Below are 26,275 nucleotides of genomic sequence, written 5' to 3'. Positions count from 1 at the left end.
ATGTCATACGGGGTGAGTTCGAGCATGTCGCAGAACAGCAAGGAAGGTCAGGAGCCGAACGGCTCGGGCAAGCACCGCGGGGACGCCGCGCCGCCGGAGGACTCCGCGTCCTCCCCGCACGGCCGTCACCGCCGCGAGCCCGAACCGCAGTCCCACTGACCGCGTTCCACCGGCCGCCGCGAGCGCGGTGGGGCGAAGGGCCCCGGGTCTCCCCCGGGGCCCTTCGTCCGTCCCGGCGGCGCCCGATGGCGGGGGTGCGGGGTCCTTCGTCGGTCCCGGCGGCACCGGGCGACACGGGGCGTCCCTTCCCCGCGCCGCCCGGCGCCAGCGCCTCAGTCCTTCTTCAGACCGAGCACCTCGGTCGCGGCGAAGGTCTCGTTCGCCGGGCGGGACGCGTAGTGCGGGGTCAGCAGGCCGTCCAGTTCCTCGTACGTGAACGCCTCCTTGGCCGTGTCGAACTTGGCCGACACGCGCGGCCGGTCGACGAGCGCCACCATCCCGCCGTGCACGACGAGGAGCTGTCCGTTGACGCCCGCCGCCGCCGGGGAGGCCAGATAGCCGACCAGCGGGGCCACGTGTTCCGGCGACAGCGGGTCGAGCCCGCCCGCCTCCGGTTCGCCGAAGCCCGCGAAGACGTCCTCGGTCATCCGGGTCCTGGCCCGGGGGCAGATCGCGTTGACGGTCACCCCGTAGCGGGCGAGGGCGGACGCCGAGGAGGTGGTGAGGCCGACGATGCCGCCCTTGGCCGCCGCGTAGTTGGGCTGTCCGGCCGAGCCCGCGAGGAACGCCTCGGAGGAGGTGTTGACGATCCGGCCGTAGACGCCGCTCTCCCCCGCCTTGACCCGGCCCCGCCAGTGCGCGGCGGCGAAGTGGGTGGTGTTGAAGTGGCCCTTGAGGTGGACGCGGATCACCGAGTCCCACTCGTCCTCGGTCATCGAGAAGACCATCCGGTCCCGCAGGATGCCCGCGTTGTTGACGAGGACGTCCAGTCGGCCGAACTCGGCGACGGCCAGGCCGACCAGGGTCCGCGCGGTCTCGAAGTCGGCGACGTCGCCGAGGTGCGCGACCGCCCGGCCGCCCGCCGCGCGGATCTCGGCGGCGACCTCCTCGGCGGGCGCGGCGGAGGCGGCGCCCGAGCCGTCGCGGCCGGGCTGTCCGTAGTCGTTGACGACGACGGACGCGCCGAGCCGGGCGAGTTCCAGTGCTTCGGCGCGGCCGAGTCCCCGGCCCGCGCCGGTGACGATCGCGCTGAGTCCTGCCAGCGGAAGGGTGGTCATCCGGGTCTCCCTCAGATCTCGATGCAGGTGCGGAGCGCGACCCCGGTGCGCATCTGCTCCAGGGCCTCGTTGACGCCGGAGAGCGGGACGCGGTGGGTGATGAGCGACTCCAGGTCGATGCGTCCGGCGCGCCAGAGCGCGATGCTCCGTTCGTACGAGCGGAGCACGTCCCCGCCGCCGTACATGGAGGGCAGGACGCGCTTCTCGTCGAAGAACAGCTCGAACATGCTGAGCTGGAGGAAGTCGTCGAGGGCTCCGGCGCCGACGACGCAGAGGGTGCCGCCGCGCCGGGTGGTCTCGTACGCGGTGCGGGCGGTGGCGGACCTGCCGACGACCTCGAAGACGTAGTCGAAGCCCTCGCCGCCGGTGATCCGCTGCTTGGCGTCGGCGAGGGCGTCGGGGGCGACGGCCTCGGTGGCGCCGAAGCGGAGGGCCGCCTCGCGGCGGGACTCGACCGGGTCGACGGCGACGATCTGGGCGGCGCCCTGGAGCTTGGCGCCCTGGATCGCGGAGATGCCGACGCCTCCGCAGCCGATGACGGCGACGGAGGAACCGGCCTCCACCTTGGCGGTGTTGATGGCGGCGCCGAGTCCGGTGGTGACGCCGCAGCCGATGAGGGCGGCGATGTCGAAGGGCACGTCGTCGGGGATGGGGACGGCGCAGCCCGCGTCGACGACGACCTCCTCGGTGAAGGTGCCGGTCCCGGCGAATCCGAAGACGTCGCCGCCGGGGCGCCGGAAGTTGGGGGTGCCCGCGTTCATGAATCCGGCCAGGCACAGCTGGGTCTGGCCGCGCCTGCAGGCGGGACAGTGCCCGCAGGAGGGCAGCCAGCAGAGCAGTACGCGCTGGCCGGGGGTGAGCCCGGTGACGCCGTCGCCGACGTCGAGGATCTCGCCCGCGCCCTCGTGGCCGGGGATGAAGGGGGCGGGCTGCGGGAGGACCCCGCTCATCGCGGAGACGTCGGAGTGGCACAGGCCGGTGGCCCGGACCCTGATCCGGACCTTGCCGGGGCCGAAGCCCACCGCCTCGACGTCGTCGAGGACTTCCAGTTTGTCCTGGCCGATCTCGTGCAGTACGGCTGCGCGCATGGCGCTGCTCCCCTCGGTCGAGGTGGTGGCGGGGCGGGTGCGGGGGTGGTGGAGCGGGAGTGCGGGCATCCGGGAGTCCCGATGCCCGGGGGGCCGGGTGTCCGGGGGGCCGGGTGTCCGGGGGGCCGGGTGTCCGGAGGCGGTGTCCGGTTCAGGCGTGTTCGACGACCGTGTCGGCGAGTACGGGCGCGTCCTCGCGCTCCACGGCGGTGACGGTGGCCTGGACGCGGCCCTCGTCGGCCCACATCCGGATGCGCAGGGTCTCGCCGGGGAAGACGATCCCGGCGAAGCGGGTGCGGTAGGCGCGGACCCGGCCGACGTCGCCGTCGAGGAGGGTGTCCACGATCGCCTTGAGGGTCATGCCGTAGGAGCAGAGCCCGTGCAGGATGGGCCGGTCGAAACCGGCGAGCTTGGCGAACTCGGGGTCGGCGTGGAGCGGGTTCCAGTCGCCGGAGAGCCGGTAGAGCAGGGCCTGTTCCTCGCGGACGGGCCGTTCGGCGGTGGCGTCGGGGGCGCGCTCGGGGACCGCGAGGCGTACGGAGGGGCCCCGGTCGCCGCCCCAGCCGCCCTCGCCCCGGACGAAGATCTGGGCGTCGCTGGTCCACAACGGCCCCTGTTCGTCGGCCACTTCTGAGCGCAGGACGAGGACGGCGGCCTTGCCCTTGTCGTACACGGCGGCGACGCGGGAGGTGGAGACGGCGCGGCCGGAGACGGGGACGGGGCGGTGGAGGGTGATCGACTGGCCGCCGTGCAGGACGGCGGTGAGGTCGATGTCGATGCCGGGTGCGGAGAGGCCGCCGACGACCCCCATGCCCGCGCCCGCGACGGTGGCGAAGCTGGGCAGGACGTGGAGGCGGGACTCCAGGGTGTAGCGGAGTTCGTCGGGGTCGGTGGCCGGGTCCGGCTTGCCCTGGTGCGCTCCGGCGCCGAGGCCGAGGTGGTAGAGCTGGACGTCCTTGTGGTCCCAGGTGATCTCGGCGCTGCGGGGTTCGGCGGCGACGGCCTGGGCGGGGTCGATCGGCATCGGGCTGCTGCTCCTCGTGGCGGGGAAGACCTCGGCACGGCCGTCCGCACCGTCGGCCGCACCGAGGCCGTGCGGGGACCGTCCCGTACGCGGCCGTTCTAGAACGCGTTCTAGGTCGGTGGATCCCATGTATAGCCCAGCCCGGGAGAGTTGGGAACCCTCCCCGCGCACCACACCTGACGATACGTCAGTTGACGTGTCCCGGGACATTTGTCACCGCCAGGTCCGTACGCGCGCGCCTGCCCGGCGGCGCGCCGGATTCGTAGCGTCGTACCCATGGAGACGGACCGCACGCACGTGAAGACGGACCTCGCGCACGCACCGGCGGTCTCGTTCCGGGCCGCGACCAGGACCTTCGGCACGGTCCGCGCCGTGGACGGCCTCGGCCTGGCACCGCGAGGGCCTCGCAACCGAGCCGGAGCAGGCGCGGGACCCCGCCCGCGCCACGGCGGGCCCGGAGCCGGTCGTACGCCGTTCGGGGCCGTTCCTTGAGCCCGCCGCGGAAGCCCTGCCGAGCCGGGTGACGCGGGAGTCCCCGACGAACGCGGTACGGCCCGGCGGCGGCTCCCGCCGCCGGGCAGCGGACCGCAAGGCTGCGCGCCGGGCAGCGGACCGCAAGGCTGCGGCGAGCGGCCAGCGGCGGCAGGCGGCACCCTGGACTCGGGACCGGCGCCGCGCGGCGGTTTCCGGGTCGTCGCGGAACTGCCCGTGGAGACCACCGACCCGCACGAGGGGAGCCGAGGGAATGATCAGAGTCCTCCTCGCCGAGGACCGGGGCGTGATGCGCGGGGCGCTGGCCCTGCTGCTCGGCATGGAGCACGACATGGAGGTCGTCGCCCAGGTGGGGCGGGGCGACGAGATCGTGGCGGCGGCCCTGGAGGCCCGGCCCGACGTGGCCCTCCTGGACATCGAACTGCCGGGCCGCTCGGGTCTGGACGCGGCGGCGGACCTGCGGACGGAGGCCCCGGACTGCCGGGTCCTGATCCTGACGACCTTCGGCCGCCCCGGCCGTCTGCGCCGGGCCATGGAGGCGGGGGCGGTGGGCTTCCTGGTGAAGGACGGCCCGGTGGAGGAACTGGCCGAGGCGGTGCGCAAGGCCCTGCGCGGCGAGACGGTCATCGACCCGGCGCTCGCGGCGGCGGCCCCCGGCGCGGGCCCGAACCCCCTGACGGCCCGCGAACGGGACGCGCTGGCCGCCTCGGTGGACGGCGCCACGGTCGCGGACGTCGCGGCGGCGCTCCACCTGTCGGAGCCGACGGTCCGCGACCACCTGTCGTCGGCCATCGGCAAGACGGGCACCCGCAACCGCGTGGAAGCGGTCCGGGCGGCCCGGCAGCAGGGGTGGCTGTAGGGATCACCCCGGTCGGCCGCCCTCGTTCCTCCTGTTCGGGAGCCAGAAGTACATGAGGACGGCGGCGGCCAGCAGGATCGCCGTCGAGACGTGGAAGGCCGTCGCGTAGCCCGGCACCAGGGTGCCCCGGTGGGGGGTGGCCGCCGCCGCGACCGTGGAGAGGACCGCCAGGCCCAGGGCGCCGCCCATGGTGCGGGAGGTGTTGACGAGGCCCGAGACGAGGCCCGCGTCGGAGGGGGAGGCGCTGGAGGTGGCGAGGGTGGCCAGCGGGGTGGTGGCCAGGCCGAGGCCCGCCATCATCAGGATGCCGGGGCCCAGGATCGTACCGAGGAAGGTGCCGTCGGCGGTGAGCGTGGACTGCCAGGCGAAGCCCGCCGCGGCGAGGAGCGCGCCCGCGACGGCGAGGTTCCGCGCGCCGGTCCTCGGCATCAGCAGGGGCGCCGCCTTGGAGCCGAGGACGACGGCGAGGGAGCTGGGGACCAGCGCAAGGCCCGCCTGGAGCGGGGTGTAGCCGAGGACGTTCTGCGCGTACGTGGTCATGAAGAACCACATGCCGAAGGAGGTGGAGCCGCACAGCAGGATCGCCACGTTGGCCGCCGCCACCGCGCGCGTGCGGAAGATCTTCAGCGGCATCAGCGGGGCCGCCGTACGGGCCTCCACCAGCAGGAAGACGGCGAGCAGGAACAGTCCGCCGAGCAGCGGGACCAGGGTCGCGGGGGCGGCCCAGCCCTCCTGTTCGGTCTGGACGATGCCGTACGCGAGGGTGGCGAGACCGGCGGTGACGAGGACGGCGCCGGGCAGGTCGAGGCGGCGGCGTCCGGCGCCGGTGCCGGTGGTGCGCAGCCAGAGCAGCCCGCCCACCAGGACGAGGACGCCGACCGGGATGTTGATGAGGAGGACCCAGCGCCAGGAGAGCAGGTCGACGAGGAGCCCGCCGACGAAGCCGCCCGCCGCGCCGCCGGCCGCGCCGACCGCCGTCCAGGTGCCGATGGCCCGGGTGCGGGCGGCTCCGGCGGGGACGGCGTCGGTGACGAGGGTGAGGGTGGCGGGGGCGAGGACGGCGGCCCCGAGGCCCTGCACGGCGCGGGCGCCGATCAGATGGGCGCCCTCCGGGGCCAGTCCGCCGACGGCGGAGGCCGCGGTGAACAGGCCGAGCCCCAGGAGGAACATCGCCTTCCGCCCGTAGAGGTCGGCGGCCCGTCCGCCGAGCAGCATGAATCCGGCGAAGGCGATGGCGTAGGCGTTCAGCACCCACTGGAGCCCTACGGCGGAGAGACCGAGGTCGGTGCGCATCGACGGCAGCGCCACGTTCACGACGGAGACGTCGAGGACGACGAGGAACTGGCCCGCGCAGGCGATCGCGACGACCGCCCACGAGCGGGCCGGGCGTATCGCGGAGGGGGTGGGGGACGTACGCGTGACGGAGTCGGTCTGCGGCATGGTCGTCATGGTCGCAGACCGCTTCCGCCCCGTACATGGGGATTCGGTCCTACGGCCCCCGCCGGTACGGCCCCCCTATCCGGGGGGGGCGGCCCTACGGCCTGCGCAGCAGCGTGACCACGGCGGCGCCACCGAGGCCGATGTTGTGCGCGAGGCCGACGCGGGCTCCCGCGACCTGCCGGGGTCCGGCCTCGCCGCGGAGCTGCCGGACGAGTTCGGCGGCCTGCGCGAGGCCGGTCGCGCCGAGCGGATGACCCTTGGAGATGAGGCCGCCGGAGGGGTTGACGACCCAGCGCCCGCCGTAGGTGGTGGCGCCGGACTCGACCAGTTTCCCGGAGGCGCCGTCCTCGCACATGCCGAGCGCCTCGTAGGTGAGGAGTTCGTTGACGGAGAAGCAGTCGTGGAGTTCGATCACGTCGACGTCCTCGATGCCGAGTCCGGAGCGTTCGTACGCCTGGCGGGCGGCGGCCCGGGACATCGGGCGGCCGACGACGTCGATGCAGGAACCGGAGGCGAAGGAGTCCCCGGTGTCGGTGGTCATGGCCTGTCCGGCGATCTCCACGGCCCGGCCGCGCAGCCCGTGCTCGTCGACGAACCGTTCCGACACGACGAGGACGGCGGCGCCCCCGTCGGAGGTGGGCGAGCACTGGAGTTTGGTGAGGGGCCGGTGGACGGTCTTCGCGGCGAGGATCTCCTCGACGGTGTAGACGTCCCGGAACTGGGCGTCGGGGTTGTCCGCCGAGTGCCGGTGGTTCTTGGCGCCGACGGCGGCGAGCTGTGCCTCGGTGGTGCCGTACCGCTCCATGTGCTCGCGGGCGGCGTTGCCGAAGATCTGCGCGGTGGGCGGGGCGGCCTCGAAGCCGTGGCTCTTGGCCATGATCCCGTAGTGCCGGGCGACGGGTGAGGTGGCGAAGTCTCCCGCGCCCGCGCCGCCGCCGAGCGAGCCCCGGCTCATCTTCTCGAAGCCGACGGCGAGCACGCAGTCCGCGATGCCGCCCTCGACGAACTGGCGGGCGGTCATGAGGGCGGTGGCGCCGGTGGCGCAGTTGTTGTTGAGGTTGTAGACGGGGATGCCGGTGAGGCCGAGTTCGTAGACGGCCCGCTGCCCGGCGGTGGAGGCCTGGAAGCAGTAGCCGACGACGGCCTGTTCCACGCGCCCGTAGGGGACGCCCGCGTCGGCGAGGGCGGCGGTGCCCGCCTCCTTCGCCATGTCCCAGTACTGCCAGTCCCGGGTCTCCGGCTTCTCGAACCTGGTCGTTCCGACGCCGACGACGTACGCCTTCATCGCGTGCCTCTCAGTCCCTGGGGAGGCCGAGCAAGCGCTCGGCGACGACATTGAGCTGTACCTGGGTGGTGCCGCCCGCGATGGTGAGGCAGCGGGACATGAGCAGTCCGTGGACGGCCCGTTCGCCGGGGCCCTCGCGCACGGCGCCTTCGGGGCCGAGGAGTTCGAGGCCGATCTCGGCGAGTCTCTGCTGGTGGAGGGTCTGGACGAGCTTGCGGACGCTGGCGCCCGCGCCCGGTTCGAGACCGGACACCTGGAGGAGGGTGGTGCGCAGGCCGATGCACGCGAGCGCGTGCGCCTCGGCGAGGAGCGCTCCGATCCGTACGCGGACGGAGCCGTCGACGGTTCCGGCGCGGGCGATGAGCGCTTCGAGGCCGGTGTCGAAGGCGACCTGGTCGGCCATGTGGACGCGTTCGTTGCCGAGGGTGTTGCGGGCGACCCGCCAGCCGTCGTCGACCTCGCCGACGACGGCGTCGGCGGGGAGGAGGACGTCGTCGAACCAGACCTCGTTGAAGAGGGAGTCGCCGGTGATCTCCTTGAGGGGCCGGATGTCGATCCCGGGGGTGTTCCGCATGTCGACCAGGAAGTAGGTGAGGCCCCGGTGCTTGGGGGCGGCCGGGTCGGTGCGGGCGAGCAGGATGCCGTGGTGGGCCCACTGGGCGGCGCTCGTCCACACCTTCTGGCCGTTGATCCGCCAGCGGCCGTCCTCGGTGCGTTCGGCGCGGGTGCGCAGGGAGGCGAGGTCGGACCCGGCGCCGGGCTCGGAGAAGAGCTGGCACCAGAGGCGTTCGCCGCGCAGGGTCGGGCCGAGGTGTTCGGCCTGCTGGGCGGGGGTGCCGTGGGCGAGCAGGGAGGGGACGACCCAGGTGGCGATGCCGAGTCCGGCGACGCGGATGCCCGCGTCGTCCAGTTCCCGCTGGACGGCGAGCTGTTGGAGGGGTCCGGCGCCGAGTCCGTACGGCTCCGGGAGGTGCGGGGCCGCGTAGCCGGTGGGGGCGAGGGCGCGCCGGGCGGCGGCCGGGTCGAGTCCGGCGGCGGGGGCGACGGCGGCGCGGGCGGCGGCGCGGTACGGGTCGGCCTCGGGCGGCAGGTCGAGGCGGAGGCCGCGCCGGGTGCCGGTGGCGGCGTGCCGGAGGGCGGCGAGGCGGTGCCGGTCGCCGGTGCCGAGGAGCTGGCGGGCGACGACGGCCCGCCGGAGCAGCAGGTGGGCGTCGTGTTCCCAGGTGAAGCCGGTGCCGCCGAGGATCTGGATGCAGTCCTTGGCGCAGCTGTAGGCGGCGTCCAGGGCGGTGGCGGCGGCGAGGGCGGCGGTGAGGGAGCGGACGCTGTCGGGTCCGGTGGCGGCGGGTCCGGAGCCTTCGCGTCCGGTGGCGCGGTCGGGGCCGGTGCCGTCCGGTGCCTTCTCGGGCGCGGTGGCCGCGCGGGCCGCGTCCCAGGTGAGGGCGCGGGCCTGTTCGAGGCGTACGAGCATGTCGGCGCAGAGGTGCTTGACGCCCTGGAACTGCCCGATGGGGCGGCCGAACTGTTCGCGGGTGCGGGCGTGTTCGGCGGCGGTCTCGACGGCGCGGGCGGCGGTGCCGCAGGCGTCGGCGGCGAGGAGGACGGCGGTGAGGTCGTGGACGAGGGGGGTGTCGAGGGCGAGTTCCCGGGCGGCGGGGACGTACAGGGCGCGGGCGGTGACCTCCGCGGTGGGCCGGGTGGGATCGGCGCTCTCGTGGGGCCGGACGGCGAGCCCTTCGGCGTCGACGGCGAGCCAGACGCCGCCGTCCGCGGTGGCGGCCCGCAGGACGATCAGATCGGCCTGGGCGCCGCCGAGGACGGGGGGCGCGGTGCCGTCGAGGAGGTGCCCGCCGGTCGTACGGACGGCGGTGAGGGGGGCGGCGGGGGTCCGGGCGCCGTCCGGTCGGGCGCCGTCCGCGTCCGTGTCCGTACGGGTACCCGTACCGCTGCCCGGGTCCGCACCCGGGTCCGTGCCGGTGTCCGTGCCCGTACCGGCGAAGGCGACCGCCCCGATGCGCTCGCCACGGGCGAGGGCGGCGGCGAGGTCGTCGTGTCCGGCCCGGTGGAGGAGTTCGGCGGCGAGGACGGAGGGCAGGTACGGTCCCGGCAGCAGTGCCCGCGCGGCCTCCTCGACGACGACGGCGAGGTCCCCGAGGCCGCCGCCGCCTCCCCCGTGCTCCTCGGGGAGGTGGACCCCGAGGAGACCCTGTTCGGCGGCGGCGTCCCAGTGGGCGGGGCGGCCGGTGGCGGTGCCGGGGACGTCGAGGTGCTTGCGGACCTCTTCGGGGGGTACGGCGCGGGTGAGCCAGCCCCGGACGGATCGGGCGAGCTCCCGCTGTTCGTGCGTGATGGCGATGCCCATGGGCCGCAGACTAGAACACGTTCCATTCTGACGGAAGGTCAGATACGGGCCGGATGCGGGACGGCGGCCGTCCCGGGCGGGTGGGGGCCGGGAGGGGAGGACGGGGCGGGCGGGGGCCGGGCCGGGTTCCCACCAGGTCCGCTCGGGTCGGGTCGGAGCGGGTCGGAGCGGGTCGGGCAGAGCGGGGGCGTTCGTCCCGACCGGGTCAAGTCCGTTCGGGGTGGAGGGGGAAGCGGGCGCGCATCGCGGTGACGCAGGTGTCGCGGGAGGTGGGCCCGCCGAACCTGAGCCGGTCGTACGCCGTGAACGCGGGCTCCAGCAGGTCGAGTTCGTCGATCCTCGCGTGCAGTCGCCGGAGCCAGGCGACGGACCCGGCGTCCGGCTCGTCCTCCGCCGCGCCGATCGCCGCCGTCAGGTGGTCCTTGCGCCGGATGGTGGCCGGGGTGACCGAGCGGAGGCACACGTACTGGCCGCTGAGGTACGCGTCCCACTCCGCCTTCCCGGCGTCCGGGTCGGCCCAGTGGCCGGTGAACCACGCCGGGAGCAGGTCCACGCCCCCCGCTTCGTCGGCGAGGGCGAACAGGTCGGCCGGGACCATCTCGGCGCCGTCGGAGCGCAGGTAGCCGGGGAGGGGGAGGCGGCCTTCCAGCATCAGCCGGCGGACTTCGTCGCCGTCGCGGGCGCGGTCGGCGCACAGGTCGTCCAGGACGACGAACTGCGTGCTGACGTACGTGTCGTCGGCGCCGGTCATCGGATGGTCGCCGTTGACCTCGCGGAACAGGCGGGCGAGGCGCGGCTTCGGGTCTGTCTCGTGCATGGGTCCCCTCCGGGGCCGGAGGCGGGGAGTCTCCCGCGCCGGTTCGGCACGCTACCGAGGGGACGGTTCGGCTCCGGCCGAACGATTTCGACACGGGGCGGAGGCCGCCGGAGGGCGGAACTCAGGACCTCAGGGCATCCGCGCGACGCGCGGGCACACAGACGGGCCGCCCCCACCGACCACACCGACCACACCGACCACACCGACCACACCGACCACACCGAAAAGGGTCACCCCCGCGCGCCCGCCCACTGCCGGACGGCCGCGTCGCTCATCCGCGCGAGCGTCGGCCCGATGGCCCGGTCGAGGAACGCCGCCAGGGGCCGGGCGATCAGCTTGCCGGGCCCGGTCAGGTCGTACGCCGCCCGGTACACGATCCGGCAGCTGTCGCCGTCGAGGGGTTCGAGGCGGACGCGCTCGACGAACTTGGAGATGATGCCGGGCCGGAAGTCGGTGGTGGTGAACGACCACAGCGCGGAGTCCTCCCAGCCGATGAAACGCTCCTCCAGCTTGCCCAGCCCGTAGAGCCAGACCACCTTCCGGGTGGACCCGACGCCCTCCTCGGGGTGCGAGGTCGACTTCACGGAGGTCACGTACCAGCCCAGCCAGTCCGCCGCCGTGGGGTTGTCCTTGAGCACCGCGAACACGGCACTCGCGGGCGCCGGACACACGTGCGAGGCGCTGACCTGGTACGGGGCCGTGTCAGCGAACGAGATCGTCTGCGGTTCCGTCTTCGCCATGTCCTTTTTCCTCTCGGATATGCCGGAAATCCCGGCTTGGGCATGGATCAAATGTAGGCAATGTCAACAATGATGTCAACGACAACATCGAAGTGTCGAAGCGCGAGACCGTTCCGGGCGCACCACCCGGCGCGGTGGCGGCGAGGACGGGGGACAACGCCGCAGGTGTCGCCGCCCACGGAGCGGGCCACGGTCACGGCGCCACAGTCACGGCGTCACAGTCGGCTCTCCGACGTGACGGTGAACGGTCCGGTGGCGCGGGCCACACACGGGTTGACGTCCGTCGCCTCGCCCGCCGCCAGGCCCGCCTCGCACAGTCGGCCGCCGTTCTCGCGCAGGTCGAGGTAGAAGCGGGTGGTCCTGCCGTCCTGCTGGAGACCGTGGATGTGCTCGTCGATGTAGCCGAGGCCGTTCAGGGTCTTGCGGACCTTGGCGGGGGTGGGCTCCGCGACCTTCTGGAGCGCCTCCACGATGCGGTATTCGTGCTGGACGCTCGCGCACCAGTCGCGGCGGTTCAACTCCGCCGCGGGTCCGGTGGGAGGGGCGGGTTCGATCGGGTCGGTCGGGGGCGCCTCCCCGGGGGCCAGGCTCCGCACCGGCTCAGGGACGTGGGGCGAGGCGGGCCTGATCGGTTCGGTCGGGGGCGTGTCCCTGGGGGCCTGACTCCGCACCGGCTTCGTGCCGGTCGATGCCCCGGACGGTACCGACGGGTCCCCTCCGGGCTGAGGGCACGTCCGCACCTGGGTGGCGAGCATCGCCGCGAACGCCTTCTGCCCGGAGGACGGCCGCTCGGGGGACGGCTGCTCGGGGCCGCTCGTCCCGGGCCCGACACTCTTGGCCGACGTCCCCTGCGGGGCACCGCCTGCCACCTCGCTTCCGCAGCCGGTGAGCGCCAGGGAGGCGAGAGCGGCGAGAGAGACGGCGGCGAGGCCGTGACGGTGGCGGGCGAACACCTTTACGGAGAAACGGTTTTGCGTCATGGGTGGAGTCTCCGGCCGACACCGTTCGCCCCGCTTGAGTACACGTACTCATCCCTTGTGGGTCATCTTCCCCGGTCAGCACTCCTCCGGCCACCGGACCGCCCCCCGGCCGGACCCGAGCGCGCACCGAGCCACCGCCACCAGCCCCCAACCCCCGGCCCTCACCCCCCACCCTTCAACCCCACCCTCAGCCCGCGTCCGGAGACGGCTCCACGCAGATCACCGCGATGCCCGCCTCGCCCGCCTCGAACAGGGCGGTCAGCTCCCCGGGCCCGGCCTCCGGGCCACCGGCGTGGTCGATCAGGAGGACCGGCCGGGGGTCCCGTCCTGTTCGGCGGGGGTGAAGGCGGTGGCCAGTTCGCGGCGGAGCAGGATCACCCGGTTGTCGTCCGGCGGGTCGGCCGGGAGCGCGTCGGACAGTGCGCGCTCCTCCTCGGGGGCCGCGAGGAGGACATGGGCGAGGACGTCCCGGCGGGCGAGGAGCGTCACCGCGAGCAGGCCGGGAGCCCGCTCGTAGCGGGCGGACAGGTCTTCCGGGAGCAGGTGGAACACCCCTTCCTCGCCCTCGTGCCCCCGGTCGAGGAGGCGGCGCACGAGCCGGGTCCCGGGGTCGCCGGCGTCCGGGCCGAGGCCCAGGAGCACCTCGCGCCCGGCGGGGTCGAGCGAGGGCACGGCACCGATCCACAGCGCGGCAGAGCCCTCGGCGGGGCGCGGGTCGTCGTTCGTCGTCATGACGGGACGCAAGCACACGGCCCCGACAGCCGGGGCCGTTGTCAGTGGCGGCTGCCACGATGTGGAGACAGGTTCGGGAACGACGGAAAGCGTGGAAGCACCATGGGTACTTGGGACATCGGCCCCTTCGACAACGACACGGCGGCGGACTTCTCCTACCGGGTGGACGAGGCTCCGGAGGAGAAGAAGGCGGAGGTGCTGCGGACGGCGTTCCGCGAGGTCGTGGAGACGGGCGACGGCTTCCTGGACTCGGACCTCGCCGTGGAGGCCATCGCCTCGGCCGCCCTGCTCGCCGCGCAGTGCCCCGGCGGCACCCCGGTCACCTCGTACGGCCCGAAGGAGCCGCTGCCGCCCCTCCCGGCGGACCTGCGCCCGCAGGCCGTCGCCGCGCTGGACAGAGTCCTCACCGGCGAGTCCGAACTGCTCGAACTGTGGGAGGAGTCGGACGGCGAGGCGTGGAAGGCGGGCGTCCTGAAGCTGCGGGGGGTGCTGGCGGGGAACTGACCCCTCGGGCCGGGGCCGGGGGCCGGGGGCTGGGGCCTCCGGCCCACGGCCGGGCGGCGACCCGATGGCGGCCGGGTCCGCCGGACAGGTCACCGGCTAGCGCCGCCTCAGCTTGTACAGCAGGTAGCCGCCGCACGCCAGGGCGAGGCCGATCACGATCAGCCCGAGGCCGACGTTCCCCACCGTCTGCCACAGCGCGCTGGGGACGGTCCAGCAGGTCGTCGCCTCGCACTCCCACAGGACCGCCGCGTCCCGGTTCGCGTACCACAGGGCCCCCAGGCCGGAGAGGAGCAGGGCCAGTCCCCAGAGGAACAGAGCACGGGCCAGACGCACGTATCCGGGCATTCCGGTGTCCACCATGGGTTCATCGTCCTGTCGTTCGCCTCCGGGGACAAGACGCCCGAGCACGACGACGACGCCACGGGCCATGACTTCCCGGCACGGCCCCGGGGACGCGTCCTTTCTCTCCGGCCTTGCCGTTCCCGGGAGTTCGGCGTGTCTGCCAGCATGGGGGCGTGGCGCGAGAGACGGCGACGCACGGCATACGGCTCGGGGCCGCACCGTGACGAGCGGCGGGACACCCGAGGCCGAGGGTCCGGTGGACCGTCCGCCGGGCTTCTTCGAGCAGCCGTTCTGGACGGCGCTGGGGCTCCTGGTCATCTGTGCCGGTCCGGTGATCCTGCTGGCCGGTGTCAGCGGGTACGTCCCCGACGACGACAGGTTCGGCATCGTCGTGACCGGCCTCGTCTGGACCCCTCTCACCGTGGTCGTCCTGGTCCTGGCCGTCGTCGGCACCGTGCGGGACCGGCGCGTGTGGCGCGACCTGGACACGGCCGGAGTGCGCGTCATGGGCGAGGTGACGTCCGCGCGGCGCGTGTGGTGCGGCGAGGACGAGCGCTGCACCAGGGTCCGGATGCTGGTCACCGTGCCGGGCCGACCGCCGTTCACCACGAGCCACCTCGTCCCCGGCGAGGAGATCGTCGAAGTCGGGACGCGCGTCCCGGTCGACGTGCACCCGACGTGCGACCTCTTCCGCCTGGTCCCCGATCAGTCCACGGGCGGGGCACCCCGGTAGCGCTCCCCCGGCGGGCGGCGTTCCGGGGCTCCGGGGCGGGTCGGCTCCCCGCCCCGGGGCTCACCTCTCGCCGTTCGCGGGCCGACCGGACGCGTCCCCGCCGTCGCGGGCGTCCCTGCGGGCAGTGAGGACGGCGAGCCGGGCGGACCACTCGCGTTCGGCGACGACGAGGCTCCGCTCCAGCATCTCGACGAACACCGCGCGGCTCACCGACACCATCGTCGGCTCACGCGGGTCCTCGGCTCCCCCGGCGACACCGCTTCCCTCGTACATCCGACAGGCGAGGTGCACATGGTCCCCCTCGGGGAACGCGAACGCCTTCACCTCGTTGGTGCACTCCCCCCAGTCCAGGAACTCGTACCGCGCGAGCGCCGCCCGGACCTCGGGCGCGATCCCCGCACCGGCGTCGTCGCGCATCCGCCTCTCGGCGAGGCGGAAGAACGCGGACGGCGAGGCGAACGCCACCGGCGGAGCGGTCGGCGCGCGCAGGCGGCCGAGCTCGTCGCCGAGCTTCCTCACCAGCAGGGGCGGATAGAAGGCGTTGTCCCACGTGTTCACATGGAGACCGCCGAGGAAGACGTCGACACACAGCAACTGCGGGTCCCGTTCGACGTGGAACTCCAGACCGGACCCGGCCCGCGACCCGAACAACACGACTGCCTCCCCGACAACACAACAGCACCGACGCCACACCCGTCAGCCACCATGCACTCCGCCACCGGTGACGTGACCGCCCGTGACCGGCCCGCGCCGGGCCCCGCGAGCGCCCCGCGCGCCGGTCGCGCGCCCGGCGGCGCCCCCGACCTGCGGAACCGGCCGACGGAACCATCCCGGCCGACCAACCGCGAGGTCCCGGCCGTTCCGGGCCCTCGGGCGGGACAATGCGTTACCTCATCGCCCCTTTCGGGCACACCCGGCTCGACGGAGCCATCAAGGAGGTCGAGCATGGCGGACAAGGGTACGCCCGGCGGGGACGGCAGCGGCGAGCGCCGGAAGCCCGATCCCCCGCTTCCCCAGGGCACACCGCCCCCGGGGAACTCCGACGGGAAGGTCCCGGCGTCACCGCCGCCGAGCGGCAAGCGGCGCCGGTAGCCGCCGTGGGGACGCTGGAGGAGCGGCGCGCGGCGGGCGCGGCCGTGATGGACGAGCGGAAGCTGTGGCCGCAGGAGCCCGACGCCGCCTGGGTCCGTGACGCCGTCACCGGGCTGCCGCGCGACGCCTTCTGCCCGGACCGGCTGTTCGTGTGGGACGGGGACTCCGCCTACGTGCCCGTCGACCGTGGCACCGACCCGGACGGGTGGGCGCGGGCGGTCCATCCGGACAGCCCGTTCGACGGCACGGTCACGCAGATCGGCGCGGACGGGCTGCCGTCCTCCAGCGTCTCCTGCGTCACGGTCGTCGCCGACATGCTCGACTCGCTCGTCCTGGAAAAAGACCAACGCGTACTGGAGTTGGGTACGGGGGCGGGCTGGAACGCCGGGCTCCTCGCGCTGCGGGCCGGGCCCGGACGGGTGGTCAGCGTCGAGATCGACCCCGGTCTGGCCTCCGCCGCCGGGGCCCGGCTGAAGGCGGCGGGGCTCGACGCCGACGTACGGACGGGGGACGCGGCCTCCGGTGCCCCCGACCGCGCTCCCTACGACCGGGTGATCGCCACGTACGCCGTCGAGCGGGTCCCCTGGGCGTGGGTGGCGCAGACCCGGCCCGGCGGGCGGATCGTCACCCCCTGGGGGCGGCTCGGCCATGTGGCGCTGACCGTCGCGGACGACGGGCGCAGGGCCGAGGGCTGGGTCCAGGGCCTGGCGACCTTCATGCCCGCCCGGGGCGTCGGCCAAGGGCTCTCGCTGGACGCGGTACGGGCGTCCGCCCCGGTCACTCGGGAGAGCACGGTACGGCGCGATCCGGCGCCGCTCGCGGACGGGCACCTGCTCTTCGCCCTGCGGGTGAGCCATCCCGCCCTCCGGGTCTTCGCGGACGGCTCCACGGTCGCCGTGCACGACGGCGTCTCCTCCTGGGCGGTCGCCCGGCCGGGGACGGACGGACTCCTCCGGGTGACGGGCGGCGGGCCGGGGGACGTCTGGGCGGACGTCCTGACCGGCTGGGACCACTGGACCGCCCAGGGCTCCCCGGAACTCTGGGACTTCGGCATGACGGTCACCCCGACCACACAGACGGTCTGGCTCCACGACCCGGAGAAGGGGCCTTACGCTCGATGACCCCCTGGCCGCGGGCGGGGGCGGGCCGTGTCCGGCTGCGGCAAGGGCGGTGATGTCGGCACCAGGCGGCCGAACGGGTCGGGGAGAGGCGGCCGGAGCCCCTCCCAGGCCCGCCGATACCCAGCACCGGGACCAGGTCGAAATGGGCTCAGCGACCACGTTTCCGCACCCCGAAGCCGTTCACACCCGGAAAAGCCCTGCGCACGCTTCAGGCTCGACCACCCGACTTTCAGCCATACCGAGAGAATCTCTTCACATCGGATGACCACACGCCACAAGATCCTCTCAAGAAGTTTTCAGATCGAGACCAGGGGTGCACAGAATGAAGATCACGGGAAGAATAGTCGCGGTCGGCGCTGCCGCCGTCAGTCTTACTGCTGGAGCGTTAGCTTCGCCCGCCAGCGCCTCAGGCGGGCCGACAGGGCAGGCAAGAGAGTGGGGCATGGTCACCATCGAGGTCGATCCGTCGTCAACGATGAGCACGCAGACCATTGTCGAGGTCGGCGGTGGCACATGGTCCTACGGAACCTATATGACCAGCGACGGATACAAGCGCTGCTACTCGAATTACTATCACTTCACGAAGAAGCACCAGTCGTCAATCGTCTTCGCGGGCGACTACGTCGTCCATGTCGTAGAGGCCAACCAGACGAGCAACGCCTCGAAAATAGCTGGCCACATCTACAACTGCTCTGCGTTCTGGTCCAACCTCTGACGGCACCACTTCGGCTGCTTGCCGCGAGGGGGCGACACTGGTTCCTCCCGCACAGCAAGCAGCGCTCTCCACACGGAATCCGCGGCTGCATGTCACTACCTGTACGGGATCACGCAAAATGAACGTCAAGTCGCCCACGAGGTCATCCATCGTCCTGGCGTCCCTGATCGCCTTGCTGTGTGGTGTGGCCCTGGGGATCACCCCTCCGCTCCTGGCCCACACCAGCAACTCCATCGGGAATTCGGCGCACATCATTCTCTCCGGCGGCTGGCCCTGGGCGGCACTCGCATTCTCCTTTGGCTTCGCCCGGCGTTCGCGCACCGAATCCATGGCTCTCGCCACGATGTCGCTGCTGACAGCAGTGGCAGCCTACTATTCCACAAAGGCGACATACGGCGGAATCGACGTATCCGCCCTGGGAGACCCCTCGGGCAGGGTGATATCAGATCCGTTCGATTACGGATCATTGGTCGCCTGGGGATCAGCGGCCTTCCTTTTTGGCCCCCTCCTGGGGTTCGCGGGCAACCTTGCCAGGGAAAAGGGAGTGCGCGGGCTTCCCTTCAGATCACTGATCCCGGTGACAGCCTTCGTGGAGATGACAGTACGAATCCGCGTCGAGGCCCCACTCGAAGCACCTGTGATGGGCGCGACCTGGGGTGTCGTCCGTGGAGTCGCGGTGGCCTCCCTCATCGCTTTGGTCGCACATACATCGATCAGGACATGGCGGTCGCGGCAGTCCGCCGGGACACGATGAACCGGCGCCGCCAGTCGCGTACCGTCTGTTCCGGTCCGACGCGGGGGCGTTCGAGCACGCCCCGGTACGACTCCCGGCCGTCCGCGCCCCCTGGCTGCGCGAGATCCTGGAGAGCGTCCGGCGACACAACACTTCAGCCTTTTCCAGGAGCCGCCCGGTCCCGATCCGAGGTGGAGAACGGCACCAGCTCCGCACTCGCGTCCCTGTTCCGGCCGTCGGCGTGGGCGCGCTTCGGCGACGACAGCGGGCATCTGGAGCCGGTCGCCGCCGTCCTGGGCGAGCTGAGCCTTCTTGTCGCGCCCCGGCTAGATGCGGCTGACGCCGTGGGAGCGGTGGGGCGAGTACCGCGACCCCGCTGACGAAGCCCTCCTGACGGGTGACCGGCTCACACGCTCCGATCCGGCGGCCTCGAACTCCATGATCGAGCGCGGCGGCCGGGTACGGAGATCGGCTGGGCATGGACGACTCTCGCGCCGCGCCCGCCGCCAGGCGTCAACTCGGCTGAATTCGTGGGCCGATGGCGTACAACCCTTCGGCGGGTCCGGGTGTCTTGGGGGTGTGGCGGGTCCCGTCACGCCCGCCGTCCGGGAGGTTCCACCGTTTTGATCCGTGTCCGCGTCTCCCGTCGTCGGCTCGCTCTCGCCGCCACCGCCGCGCTCGCGGTGACGGCCGGGACCCTCACGGCCGGTCCCGCCACCGGGGTCCCGGCCGCCTCCGTACAAGCGTCCGCGCACGCGGCCGTGCGGGCGGCCTCCCCCGTGCCCCCGCAGAACGTCCCCTTCCCCGTCGACGGCACGGTCGTCGGTGTCGGCCCGACCGGCTTCCTGAGCTCCCAGTCGGGCCCGCAACTCACCTGGCGGTGGACCCGGTTCGCGGACGGCGCCACGACGGTGCTGCCCGAGAAGTCGTACCGGAGCGCCGGACGCACGGACATCGTGGCGAACAACGACGGCAGCGGTGTCCACAAGCTGTACGACATGGGGACCGGCGCCGACCCGGTGGAGATCGTCGGCGTCCCACCCGGCAGCGGCCGTACCGTCGTCGGATTCACCACGACCGGCCTCCTCGTCCAGGAGCCCGGCCCGACCGGCGGCACGGTCCTCCACGTCGTCGGCGAGCGGGAGGGCGTCCCGTTCGACCACACGGTCACGGGTCTGCCCGACGACGCCTTCCTGATCCAGGTCAAGGTGGACTCGCCCGGCACCGCCCTGGTCCTGTTCTCGACCACCGTCGACGGGGTCAAGCGGTACCGCGCGGCCGTCGTGGACCTGGCGGCCCACAAGGTCGTCGAGGAGTACGAGACCGCCGAGGGCGCCGGGCACCCCGCCCTGTCGGCGACCCACATCGCCTGGTCCGAGAAGCGCGAGGGCGTCACGACGAAGATCGCCCTGACCCGGCGGGGCTCCGGCGCGACCGTGCGCCACGACATGGGGACCAAGGAGCCCGTCGTCCCCGACCTCATCGGCGACTGGTGGACCCATCGGCAGTCCAGGCCCGTGACGACCTGGTCCGCACGCCCCGAGTACGCGCTGTACGCGCGGTCCCTGGCCACCGGCGAGACGGTCAAGCTCCTGGAGCACACGGTGAACGCGGCCATCGCGCCCGGCGGTACCCAGGTGGTCCGGGGCGGGACGCTCGAACACGGCGAGGGCCTCTACCGGATCTCCCCCGGCGCCGACGGCGCCCGGCCGACCGTGGCCCTCGTCGCCTCCACCGGCCAGCCCACCGCGCTGGAGCTGAAGGGCCACGACGTCCCCGACACGATCGACCTCAGCCGCCCGACCGAACCGATCATGCTGAGATGGAAGTTCAGCAAGTACACGACGCGCACGCGCGTCGAGCTGGTGCACACCGCGTCGCAGAAGACGTGGAAGGCCGAAGTGGGCCACTTCGAGGGGGCCGTCGTCGGCTTCCCCTGGGACGGCGTGTACGCCAAGTTCTGGAACCGGCCGGGCAACTACAGCGACGGCGTCCCCGCACCCAACGGCGCGTACACCTGGCGCATCACCGCGCAGCCCCACGACGGCATCGGTCCCGCCGTGGAGAAGACCGGTGCCTTCACTGTCGTCCGCGACCCCGAGCCGCACGACTTCGACGACGACGGCGCCCCGGACCTCCTGGCGCGGTCGGACTTCGGCGAGCTGTACCGCCTCCACACGAGCATCCCCCTGGGCTCGTGGCCCCGGGTCGTCGGGGATCCGATCGCCGAGGGCTGGGGCGTGTACGACGAGCTCCTGGCCCCCGGCGACGTCACGGGCGACCGGCGCGGCGACGTCGTCACCCGGGACCGGTCCGGCGTCCTCTGGCTGCACCCGGGCACCGGGACCGCCTTCGCGCCCCGCGTGAGGGTCGGCGGCGGCTGGCAGGTCTACGCGCAGCTCACCGGGGGCAGCGACCTGACCGGCGACGGACGCCCCGACCTGGTCGCCACCGACAGGTCCGGCGTCCTCTGGACGTACCGGGGCACGGGCAACGTCTCCGCACCCTTCGCCCCCCGCGTCAGGACCGGTCACGGCTGGAACATCTACAACGAGATCACCTCCGTCGGGAACGTCGGCGGCGGCCCCGCCGGTGACCTCGTCGCCCGCGACAAGGCCGGGGTCCTCTGGCTCTACCTGGGCAAGGGTGACGGCACCTTCGCCCAGCGGGCCCTGATCGGCCGCGGCTGGAACGTCTACGCCGACATCCTGGGCTTCGGCGACGCCGACCACGACGGCCGACCCGACCTCGTGGGCGTCACCTCCGAGGGCAAAAAGCCCTTCCTCTACCGGGGCACCGGCAACTGGAAGGTCCCCTTCCAGCCCCGGGGCAAGGTCTACTCCTCCTCCTACGACTACGTACCTGGCACCGTCTTCTGACCTCGGGCCCGTACCGCCAGGGTGACGGACGCGACGGCCGCCGTCGTGCCCGTCACCGCGAGCGCCAGCAGTCCCGGGTTCACCCACCACGGGACGATCTCCCTGCCCCGGCACACCAGGCTCACCGGGAGCGTCCCACTGGAGTCCGGATACGCCTTCACTCCCGCCCCGAACCAGCACGCGTCCTCCGGGAAGAGGAACGGCAGGTACGACATGCCGTACAGGTGCAGCGCCCCGCCCGCCACGAACGCCGACACCCCCAGCCACGCGCACTTCCGCGCGGGCGACCAGCGACGGCGGGGTGGCCCTGGCAGTCCCCCGCCCTCCCTGCGGGACCGGAGCAGCCCCACGAAAGTGATCCCCGCCCACGCCGGGAGGGCGAGTGCGAGGATCACGGTCCCTACGAGGGTCGCCACGGTCTCAGCGACCGACGCGCCCCTCTGCGGCGGCACTCACGAACGCCGTGAACGCCACCGGTGAAGCCAGGAAGGCCGGGCCTTCCGGATTCTTGGAGTCCCGCACCGCGATGTGCGCGGTGAGGTCGGCGACCTCCACGCAGTCGCCGCCGTCGGAACCGCTGTAGGTCGACTTCTGCCATGCGGCGGCGCCGAGCGGGGCGCACTCGATGCACTCGCCGCCGTCGGAGCCGCTGTACGAAGACTTACGCCACCTCAGGTCCTGGCTGGTGCCCATACCGCTCCTCCATCACCCGTTCGATCAGTGCGGCCGAGTCCTCCCGCGAGAGGGCCGTAGCCTGCAATCGAGCGTAGCTGACGGAGCGCTCCCTGATCACTTGTGGATCGGCAGTCATGTGCCCGCCACCATAGACCGGCGCGTAAAAGAGGTCTGGGTCATCCTCGAAGCGCAGCACGGTGAACGAGCCCATCATTGCTGAGTGTTGGCCCGCCTCAAATGGAAGAATCTGCACCTGCACCCACGGGTGGTCCCTGAAGGTCAACAAGTGCTCCAGTTGCCGCCTCATGACCTCGGGGCCGCCGATCTGGCGGTACAGCACCGCCTCATCGAGCACGACACATAGCACAGGCGGATGCTCCCGCTCCAGGACGCGCTGGCGCTCCATTCGAGCCGCGACCATTTCCTCAAGCCGCGCCGGGTTCTCTACGCTCAGCACCGCACCGGCGTACTCCACCGTCTGGAGCAGCCCGTAGACCAGCTGCGACTGGTACGTGGAGATGTACGTGGCCCGTGCCTCCATGTCCGCGTACGGCTGGAACCACGTCGGTAACTGGCTCTTGAGGACCAGGCCGATCATGCGGGTGAAGAGGCCGCCCGTCATCAGTGCCGCGTCGAGCTGCTCCGAGAAGCGTCTCGTCGGGACCTTCTTGGCCGTCTCGATCTGTCCGATCAGGGAACCCGTGCAGTACACGACGTCCCCGAGCTGCTGCTGGCTGAGACCTGCTTCCTCTCTCAGTCGGCGGAGTTCCGACCCGTAGAAGTCCAGCGGCGAGGCGCTGGGATCGAGGCTGCGGATGTTGACCATGCCGAGGTCACCCCCAAGCTGACGCGGTGAGGCGTTGCGTTCTTTCCGTAGCCGAGCGTAATGAAACGCCTCCACTCTGGTGGCATGAATCACGCAACAGACCTCTACCCTGCGGAGCTTGGCACGAGCTACCGGATGAGGTTCACGGTCGGTGAGCACTCGGCCCGTCACATGCGTCGCATCCTGCGCTTGTTCCTCACGCGTTGGGAGATCGGCCAGGTGTACGACTCCGCCGCACTGGCCCTGACGGAACTGGTGGCGAACGTCGTCCGGCACGTACCGGACCGGCGGTGCGCGATCCTGATCCTGCGCGAGCCGTACGGGCTCCGCGTCGAGGTGGCCGACGACGTGCCCGGGGCCGTACCGGCGAAGGTGGCCGGGCCGCTGGACGAGGGCGGGCGGGGGCTGTTCCTGGTGGCGGCGGTGACGGACCGCTGGGGGACGGAGGAGCGGGCGGACGGGAAGACGGTGTGGTTCGAGTGCGACGCGTAGGGCACGATGGGCGCCCGTAACCCGTACCCGCCGGTAGGAGACCCGTATGTCCGTGCCCGAGCCCGAGATCCTTGCCGCCTTCGAGGGTGCGAAGGGCTTCATGCCCGTGGGAGAGGGGCTGGCGCTGTACGCGGCGGCCTGCGAGGCGGCGAAGCTCGGGCTGCCGCTCCTGGAGGTCGGCACGTACTGCGGGCGGTCCACGGTCCTGCTGGCGGACGCGGCGCGGCGGGCGGGCACGGTCGCGGTCACGGTGGACCACCACCGGGGCAGCGAGGAGCAGCAGCCGGGGTGGGAGTACCACGACGAGACGGTGGTGGACCCCGAGGTGGGGCTGATGGACACGCTGCCGACGTTCCGGCGGACCCTGCGCAAGGCGGGTCTTGAGGAGCATGTGATCGCGGTGGTCGGGCGGTCGCCGCAGGTCGCGAAGGTGTGGGCCGGGGAGCTGGGCCTGGTGTTCGTCGACGGCGGGCACACCGACGAGCACGCCGGGAACGACTACGAGGGCTGGGCCCCCAAGGTCGCCCCCGGGGGCCTGCTCGTCATCCACGACGTCTTCCCGGACCCGGCGGACGGCGGTCAGGCGCCGTACCGGATCTATCTGCGGGCGCTGGAGTCCGGTGACTTCGACGAGGTCTCCGTCACCGAATCCCTGCGGGTGCTGCGCCGGGTGTGACCCGGCGCGGCACCGCCACGGATGGGCGTGCCCAGAACGTGGACACGGTCAGAACGTGGACGTCACGTACAGGCAGTTGGTGTAGCTGTACCCCGGCTCGATCTTCGTCTTGCTCGACTTCGTGTCGCCGGTCGAGGACGTGCCCGAGGGGGCACGCTTCTGGAGGAACTGGTAGTTGCCCGCGGGGAGCAGCAGGGTCGCCTTCGGGTACTTCGAGGACGGGCCCGAGCACGCCTTCACCTTGCCGCCGCGCGGGATGAAGATCCCGTCGTAGTACTTGGTGCAGGTCCCGCACGCGTTGATGGTGACCCGGCCGCTGATCGGGCCGGTGTAGAGCACCTCGACGGAGCCGGGGCCGTCGTTGCTGATGACCATCACCATCCGCCCGCCGCCGGGCGCGTCGGCGGGCGGCAGCTTCTTGCCCGCCTCGGGCTCCTCCTCGGCGATCTCGGCGGCGATGGCGATCGAGCGGGCGTGGGCGGCCTCCGGGGTGCCCGCGTAGTCCTTCGCGTACTGCGTCATCGTCTTGACGGCGTCGTCGAAGTCCTTGTTCCTGAACTGCGTGGTGCCGCAGGCGAAGTCGCCGCGCTGGACGGCGGCGGTGGCGTTGTCCGCGTCGGGCTCGACGGCCGGGTCCTTCATGAGGACGAGGGAGGCGCGGAGCACGCGCAGTTCCTCCACGGTGGCACAGGCGGCGGCGCCCAGCGCGGACTCCTTGGCCTTGACCGCCGCCTTGACGGCCGGTCCGACCTTCGTCGCCTGCGCGGACTTCGGGAAGGTCTCGTACAGGGCGTTCAGGCTCTCACCGGCGGACGGCTCCGCCTCCCGGACGCCGAGCGCGCCGATCCCGCACTCGTACAGCGAATCCGCCAGCGGCTCGTCGGTCTTCGCGGGCCGGGTGCCGAGGAGGTCCTTGTCGAAGGCGTCGGGCAGCCCGCGCAGGAACGTGAGCGGCTTGACCGCCTCGCAGTACGACTTCTTGGCGTACGGAGCGGAGATCTTCTCGAAGTACGCGTCCAGGCGCGCGGGGACGAGCTTTCCCGCCCGGGAGGCCGCGTGGCGCAGCGCCAGATCCTGGTAGCCGGTGAGCGCCGTGCGGTAGATCGGCTCGGCACGGTCGAAGGTGAGGCCGTCGGCGGACTTCACCTTCCAGTCGACGGCGGCGAGGTGGTCGAGCAGGGCCTGCTCCTTCGCCTCGTCGCGGGCCGCCCCGTACGCCAGGGAGCCGCCGGCGGGCACCACGAGCAGCACCAGGGCGAGCGGGAGGGCGAGACGGCGCAGCCCGTCGCTGACGCTGAGGGTCGCGTACGCCCCGCGCCGGGCGCCGTCGGCGGCGAAGGCGAGCAGCAGGACGCCGTATCCGACGAGGAGCCCGACCGGGACGCCGTCGACGTCGGCGGGGAGCGCGGCCACCAGGAGGGCGGCGGTGGCGATCCAGCAGAGGGCGGCGCCCAGCCAGTTGCGCAGGAGGACGTAACCGAGGCCCAGGCAGGAGAGGTTGAGGAGACCGACGGCGACGGCCTGCGCCGGGTTCGCCGGGCCGCGCGGGGCGGCGGGCGGCGGGCCGTAGCCGGGGGGCGGGCCGTAGCCGGGCGGTGCGGGCGGCGGAGGAGGGGTTCCTCCGCCCGCTGCGGCCATGGCGAGGACGGGCGGCTGCCCGGCCGCGTGCCCGGCGGTGTGTCCCTGCCCGGGAGGCGTCCCCGGGGGGCCGAAGCCGGACGCGGAGGCGGCGGGCGGGGCCGGTGGGGCCGACGCGGCGGGCGGGGCCGGGGCTTCCCAGGGAGCGGGAGGCTGCCCGGAGGCTCCACCGGGCGGCGGGCCCCCCGGCGGGTGGTGCGCGGACACGGGAGTGCCGGGGGCCCCGGCGCCCGGCGCCCCCGTGGGGTTCTGCTCTAATCCGGCGCCGCCCGGCGGTCTGTCGGACGGCTCGGGACGTGCGTCGTTCGGGTCTTCGCCCACCGTGGTTCCCCCTCGTGGGTCCATGCGCGGTGGCACCCCACCGTCGCCTCTCGACATCTACCCTTCACGGTCCCAGGACACGCGTCCACCGATCCGGGAAGCCGGTGACAAAGCTGCGACCTGAGTGCCGCCGCATTCACCGCCGTACGGGACCTATAGGACGTCCCGCACCTAGGTCCGGTGACAACTTGCCTTGAGAGTAATGGAGTTGATCCGGCCAGTCGGACACGCGGGCGCCGTCCGGAGGGTAAGCGGCCCGCCCGGGAGCGACGGGGGCCGCCCCGGAGCGGCCCCGCGCGGAAAGCGACGCGTCGCCCCCGTGCGCGCGGAGAGCGGCGCCGTCCGGCCGGGTCGGGCCGGGTCGGCGCGCAAGATCCTCGGGCCGCCGCCCGAGTCGTGGGACGACGCCGTCGAGGCGGGGCGTCCGGCCGC

The 26,275-nt window shown here is 72.9% G+C and carries 27 protein-coding genes; 11 read left to right on the top strand and 16 right to left on the bottom strand.

From position 1 onward, the window contains the following. Window positions 1-24: 24 nt before the first annotated feature. Window positions 25-159, top strand: a complete 135-nt coding sequence (locus ACIO92_RS06810) for a hypothetical protein (protein ID WP_366440336.1) — start codon at window positions 25-27, stop codon at window positions 157-159. A 173-nt stretch (window positions 160-332) separates the two neighbouring features. On the opposite strand, the gene ACIO92_RS06805 is transcribed toward ACIO92_RS06810, so the two are convergent. From ACIO92_RS06805 to ACIO92_RS06795, 3 genes are all read right to left on the bottom strand, one after another. Next, window positions 333-1,277 (bottom strand): 3-oxoacyl-ACP reductase, encoded by a 945-nt coding sequence (locus ACIO92_RS06805; RefSeq protein WP_366440337.1) that lies wholly within the window; start codon window positions 1,275-1,277, stop codon window positions 333-335. A gap of 11 nt (window positions 1,278-1,288) precedes the next feature. Continuing rightward, entirely contained in the window at window positions 1,289-2,365 is a 1,077-nt protein-coding gene (locus ACIO92_RS06800; protein ID WP_366440662.1) for a Zn-dependent alcohol dehydrogenase, read from the bottom strand. 151 nt (window positions 2,366-2,516) lie between these two features. Further along, window positions 2,517-3,389 carry a MaoC/PaaZ C-terminal domain-containing protein gene (locus ACIO92_RS06795; RefSeq protein ID WP_366440338.1) on the bottom strand — a complete coding sequence of 291 codons (873 nt, stop codon included), beginning with the start codon at window positions 3,387-3,389 and terminating at the stop codon, window positions 2,517-2,519. A gap of 745 nt (window positions 3,390-4,134) precedes the next feature. Here ACIO92_RS06795 and ACIO92_RS06790 point away from each other — a divergent pair. Then, window positions 4,135-4,740 carry a response regulator transcription factor gene (locus ACIO92_RS06790; RefSeq protein WP_366440339.1) on the top strand — a complete coding sequence of 202 codons (606 nt, stop codon included), beginning with the start codon at window positions 4,135-4,137 and terminating at the stop codon, window positions 4,738-4,740. Window positions 4,741-4,743: 3 nt separating this feature from the next. On the opposite strand, the gene ACIO92_RS06785 is transcribed toward ACIO92_RS06790, so the two are convergent. The 7 genes from ACIO92_RS06785 to ACIO92_RS06755 all read right to left on the bottom strand — a co-directional run bounded on the left by ACIO92_RS06785 (window position 4,744) and on the right by ACIO92_RS06755 (window position 13,096). Beyond that, complete coding sequence (locus ACIO92_RS06785; protein ID WP_401239872.1) at window positions 4,744-6,189, bottom strand: MFS transporter; 1,446 nt, start codon at window positions 6,187-6,189, stop codon at window positions 4,744-4,746. A gap of 85 nt (window positions 6,190-6,274) precedes the next feature. Continuing rightward, window positions 6,275-7,465 (bottom strand): lipid-transfer protein, encoded by a 1,191-nt coding sequence (locus ACIO92_RS06780; protein WP_402279643.1) that lies wholly within the window; start codon window positions 7,463-7,465, stop codon window positions 6,275-6,277. 10 nt (window positions 7,466-7,475) lie between these two features. Continuing rightward, a complete protein-coding gene (locus ACIO92_RS06775) occupies window positions 7,476-9,827 on the bottom strand; it encodes an acyl-CoA dehydrogenase (protein WP_402055508.1) in 2,352 nt (783 codons plus the stop codon). Window positions 9,828-10,032: 205 nt separating this feature from the next. Beyond that, on the bottom strand, window positions 10,033-10,644 hold the full coding sequence (locus ACIO92_RS06770; protein WP_366440343.1) for a DUF6058 family natural product biosynthesis protein: 612 nt from the start codon (window positions 10,642-10,644) through the stop codon (window positions 10,033-10,035). Between the two features lie 230 nt (window positions 10,645-10,874). Further along, the gene (locus ACIO92_RS06765) at window positions 10,875-11,384 is read right to left on the bottom strand and encodes an SRPBCC family protein (protein ID WP_402055505.1); all 510 of its coding nucleotides are present in this window, start codon (window positions 11,382-11,384) and stop codon (window positions 10,875-10,877) included. A 215-nt stretch (window positions 11,385-11,599) separates the two neighbouring features. After that, the gene (locus ACIO92_RS06760; RefSeq protein WP_402279647.1) at window positions 11,600-12,364 is read right to left on the bottom strand and encodes a hypothetical protein; all 765 of its coding nucleotides are present in this window, start codon (window positions 12,362-12,364) and stop codon (window positions 11,600-11,602) included. A gap of 300 nt (window positions 12,365-12,664) precedes the next feature. Beyond that, complete coding sequence (locus tag ACIO92_RS06755; protein WP_402279649.1) at window positions 12,665-13,096, bottom strand: hypothetical protein; 432 nt, start codon at window positions 13,094-13,096, stop codon at window positions 12,665-12,667. A gap of 102 nt (window positions 13,097-13,198) precedes the next feature. Between ACIO92_RS06755 and ACIO92_RS06750 the strand changes: the two genes are divergently transcribed. Next, window positions 13,199-13,600, top strand: coding sequence for a DUF4259 domain-containing protein (locus ACIO92_RS06750; RefSeq protein WP_366440347.1), 402 nt, complete (start codon window positions 13,199-13,201; stop codon window positions 13,598-13,600). Between the two features lie 96 nt (window positions 13,601-13,696). On the opposite strand, the gene ACIO92_RS06745 is transcribed toward ACIO92_RS06750, so the two are convergent. Then, the gene (locus ACIO92_RS06745; RefSeq protein WP_366440348.1) at window positions 13,697-13,960 is read right to left on the bottom strand and encodes a hypothetical protein; all 264 of its coding nucleotides are present in this window, start codon (window positions 13,958-13,960) and stop codon (window positions 13,697-13,699) included. Window positions 13,961-14,162: 202 nt separating this feature from the next. Between ACIO92_RS06745 and ACIO92_RS06740 the strand changes: the two genes are divergently transcribed. After that, window positions 14,163-14,675 (top strand): hypothetical protein, encoded by a 513-nt coding sequence (locus ACIO92_RS06740; RefSeq protein WP_402279654.1) that lies wholly within the window; start codon window positions 14,163-14,165, stop codon window positions 14,673-14,675. A gap of 60 nt (window positions 14,676-14,735) precedes the next feature. Here ACIO92_RS06740 and ACIO92_RS06735 read toward each other — a convergent pair whose 3' ends face one another. Then, on the bottom strand, window positions 14,736-15,329 hold the full coding sequence (locus ACIO92_RS06735) for a hypothetical protein (protein ID WP_402279657.1): 594 nt from the start codon (window positions 15,327-15,329) through the stop codon (window positions 14,736-14,738). Between the two features lie 291 nt (window positions 15,330-15,620). Between ACIO92_RS06735 and ACIO92_RS06730 the strand changes: the two genes are divergently transcribed. The 5 genes from ACIO92_RS06730 to ACIO92_RS06710 all read left to right on the top strand — a co-directional run bounded on the left by ACIO92_RS06730 (window position 15,621) and on the right by ACIO92_RS06710 (window position 21,215). Continuing rightward, entirely contained in the window at window positions 15,621-15,767 is a 147-nt protein-coding gene (locus ACIO92_RS06730) for a hypothetical protein (protein WP_402279660.1), read from the top strand. A 5-nt stretch (window positions 15,768-15,772) separates the two neighbouring features. After that, window positions 15,773-16,888 carry a methyltransferase domain-containing protein gene (locus ACIO92_RS06725; RefSeq protein ID WP_402279663.1) on the top strand — a complete coding sequence of 372 codons (1,116 nt, stop codon included), beginning with the start codon at window positions 15,773-15,775 and terminating at the stop codon, window positions 16,886-16,888. A 322-nt stretch (window positions 16,889-17,210) separates the two neighbouring features. Beyond that, entirely contained in the window at window positions 17,211-17,603 is a 393-nt protein-coding gene (locus ACIO92_RS06720; RefSeq protein WP_402279666.1) for a lactococcin 972 family bacteriocin, read from the top strand. 118 nt (window positions 17,604-17,721) lie between these two features. Next, a complete protein-coding gene (locus tag ACIO92_RS06715) occupies window positions 17,722-18,357 on the top strand; it encodes a DUF6518 family protein (RefSeq protein WP_366440354.1) in 636 nt (211 codons plus the stop codon). Between the two features lie 602 nt (window positions 18,358-18,959). Next, a complete protein-coding gene (locus ACIO92_RS06710; RefSeq protein ID WP_402279669.1) occupies window positions 18,960-21,215 on the top strand; it encodes an FG-GAP repeat domain-containing protein in 2,256 nt (751 codons plus the stop codon). Here the strand turns inward: ACIO92_RS06710 and ACIO92_RS06705 are convergent. The 3 genes from ACIO92_RS06705 to ACIO92_RS06695 are packed head-to-tail and all read right to left on the bottom strand — an operon-like array spanning window position 21,191 to window position 22,716. After that, window positions 21,191-21,631: a hypothetical protein gene (locus ACIO92_RS06705; RefSeq protein WP_402279672.1), complete on the bottom strand. Its 441-nt coding sequence runs from the start codon at window positions 21,629-21,631 to the stop codon at window positions 21,191-21,193. The genes ACIO92_RS06710 and ACIO92_RS06705 overlap by 25 nt on opposite strands. 4 nt (window positions 21,632-21,635) lie before the next feature. Next, window positions 21,636-21,908: a DUF397 domain-containing protein gene (locus ACIO92_RS06700; RefSeq protein ID WP_402279675.1), complete on the bottom strand. Its 273-nt coding sequence runs from the start codon at window positions 21,906-21,908 to the stop codon at window positions 21,636-21,638. Continuing rightward, window positions 21,877-22,716 (bottom strand): Scr1 family TA system antitoxin-like transcriptional regulator, encoded by an 840-nt coding sequence (locus tag ACIO92_RS06695; RefSeq protein ID WP_402055481.1) that lies wholly within the window; start codon window positions 22,714-22,716, stop codon window positions 21,877-21,879. The genes ACIO92_RS06700 and ACIO92_RS06695 overlap by 32 nt, the downstream gene beginning before the upstream one ends. Window positions 22,717-22,800: 84 nt before the next feature. Between ACIO92_RS06695 and ACIO92_RS06690 the strand changes: the two genes are divergently transcribed. Together ACIO92_RS06690 and ACIO92_RS06685 are read left to right on the top strand one after the other, a co-directional pair. Beyond that, window positions 22,801-23,208, top strand: a complete 408-nt coding sequence (locus ACIO92_RS06690; RefSeq protein WP_366440359.1) for an ATP-binding protein — start codon at window positions 22,801-22,803, stop codon at window positions 23,206-23,208. A gap of 46 nt (window positions 23,209-23,254) precedes the next feature. Continuing rightward, on the top strand, window positions 23,255-23,884 hold the full coding sequence (locus tag ACIO92_RS06685) for a class I SAM-dependent methyltransferase (protein ID WP_402055475.1): 630 nt from the start codon (window positions 23,255-23,257) through the stop codon (window positions 23,882-23,884). Between the two features lie 48 nt (window positions 23,885-23,932). On the opposite strand, the gene ACIO92_RS06680 is transcribed toward ACIO92_RS06685, so the two are convergent. Then, window positions 23,933-25,522, bottom strand: coding sequence for a hypothetical protein (locus ACIO92_RS06680; protein ID WP_402055472.1), 1,590 nt, complete (start codon window positions 25,520-25,522; stop codon window positions 23,933-23,935). Between the last annotated feature and the right edge of the window lie 753 nt (window positions 25,523-26,275).

The organism is Streptomyces sp. NPDC087215, from assembly GCF_044744885.1.
GTDB lineage: Bacteria > Actinomycetota > Actinomycetes > Streptomycetales > Streptomycetaceae > Streptomyces.
The sequence above is the reverse complement of the archived record's forward strand: the minus strand, read 5'-3'. Positions and strand labels throughout refer to the sequence as shown.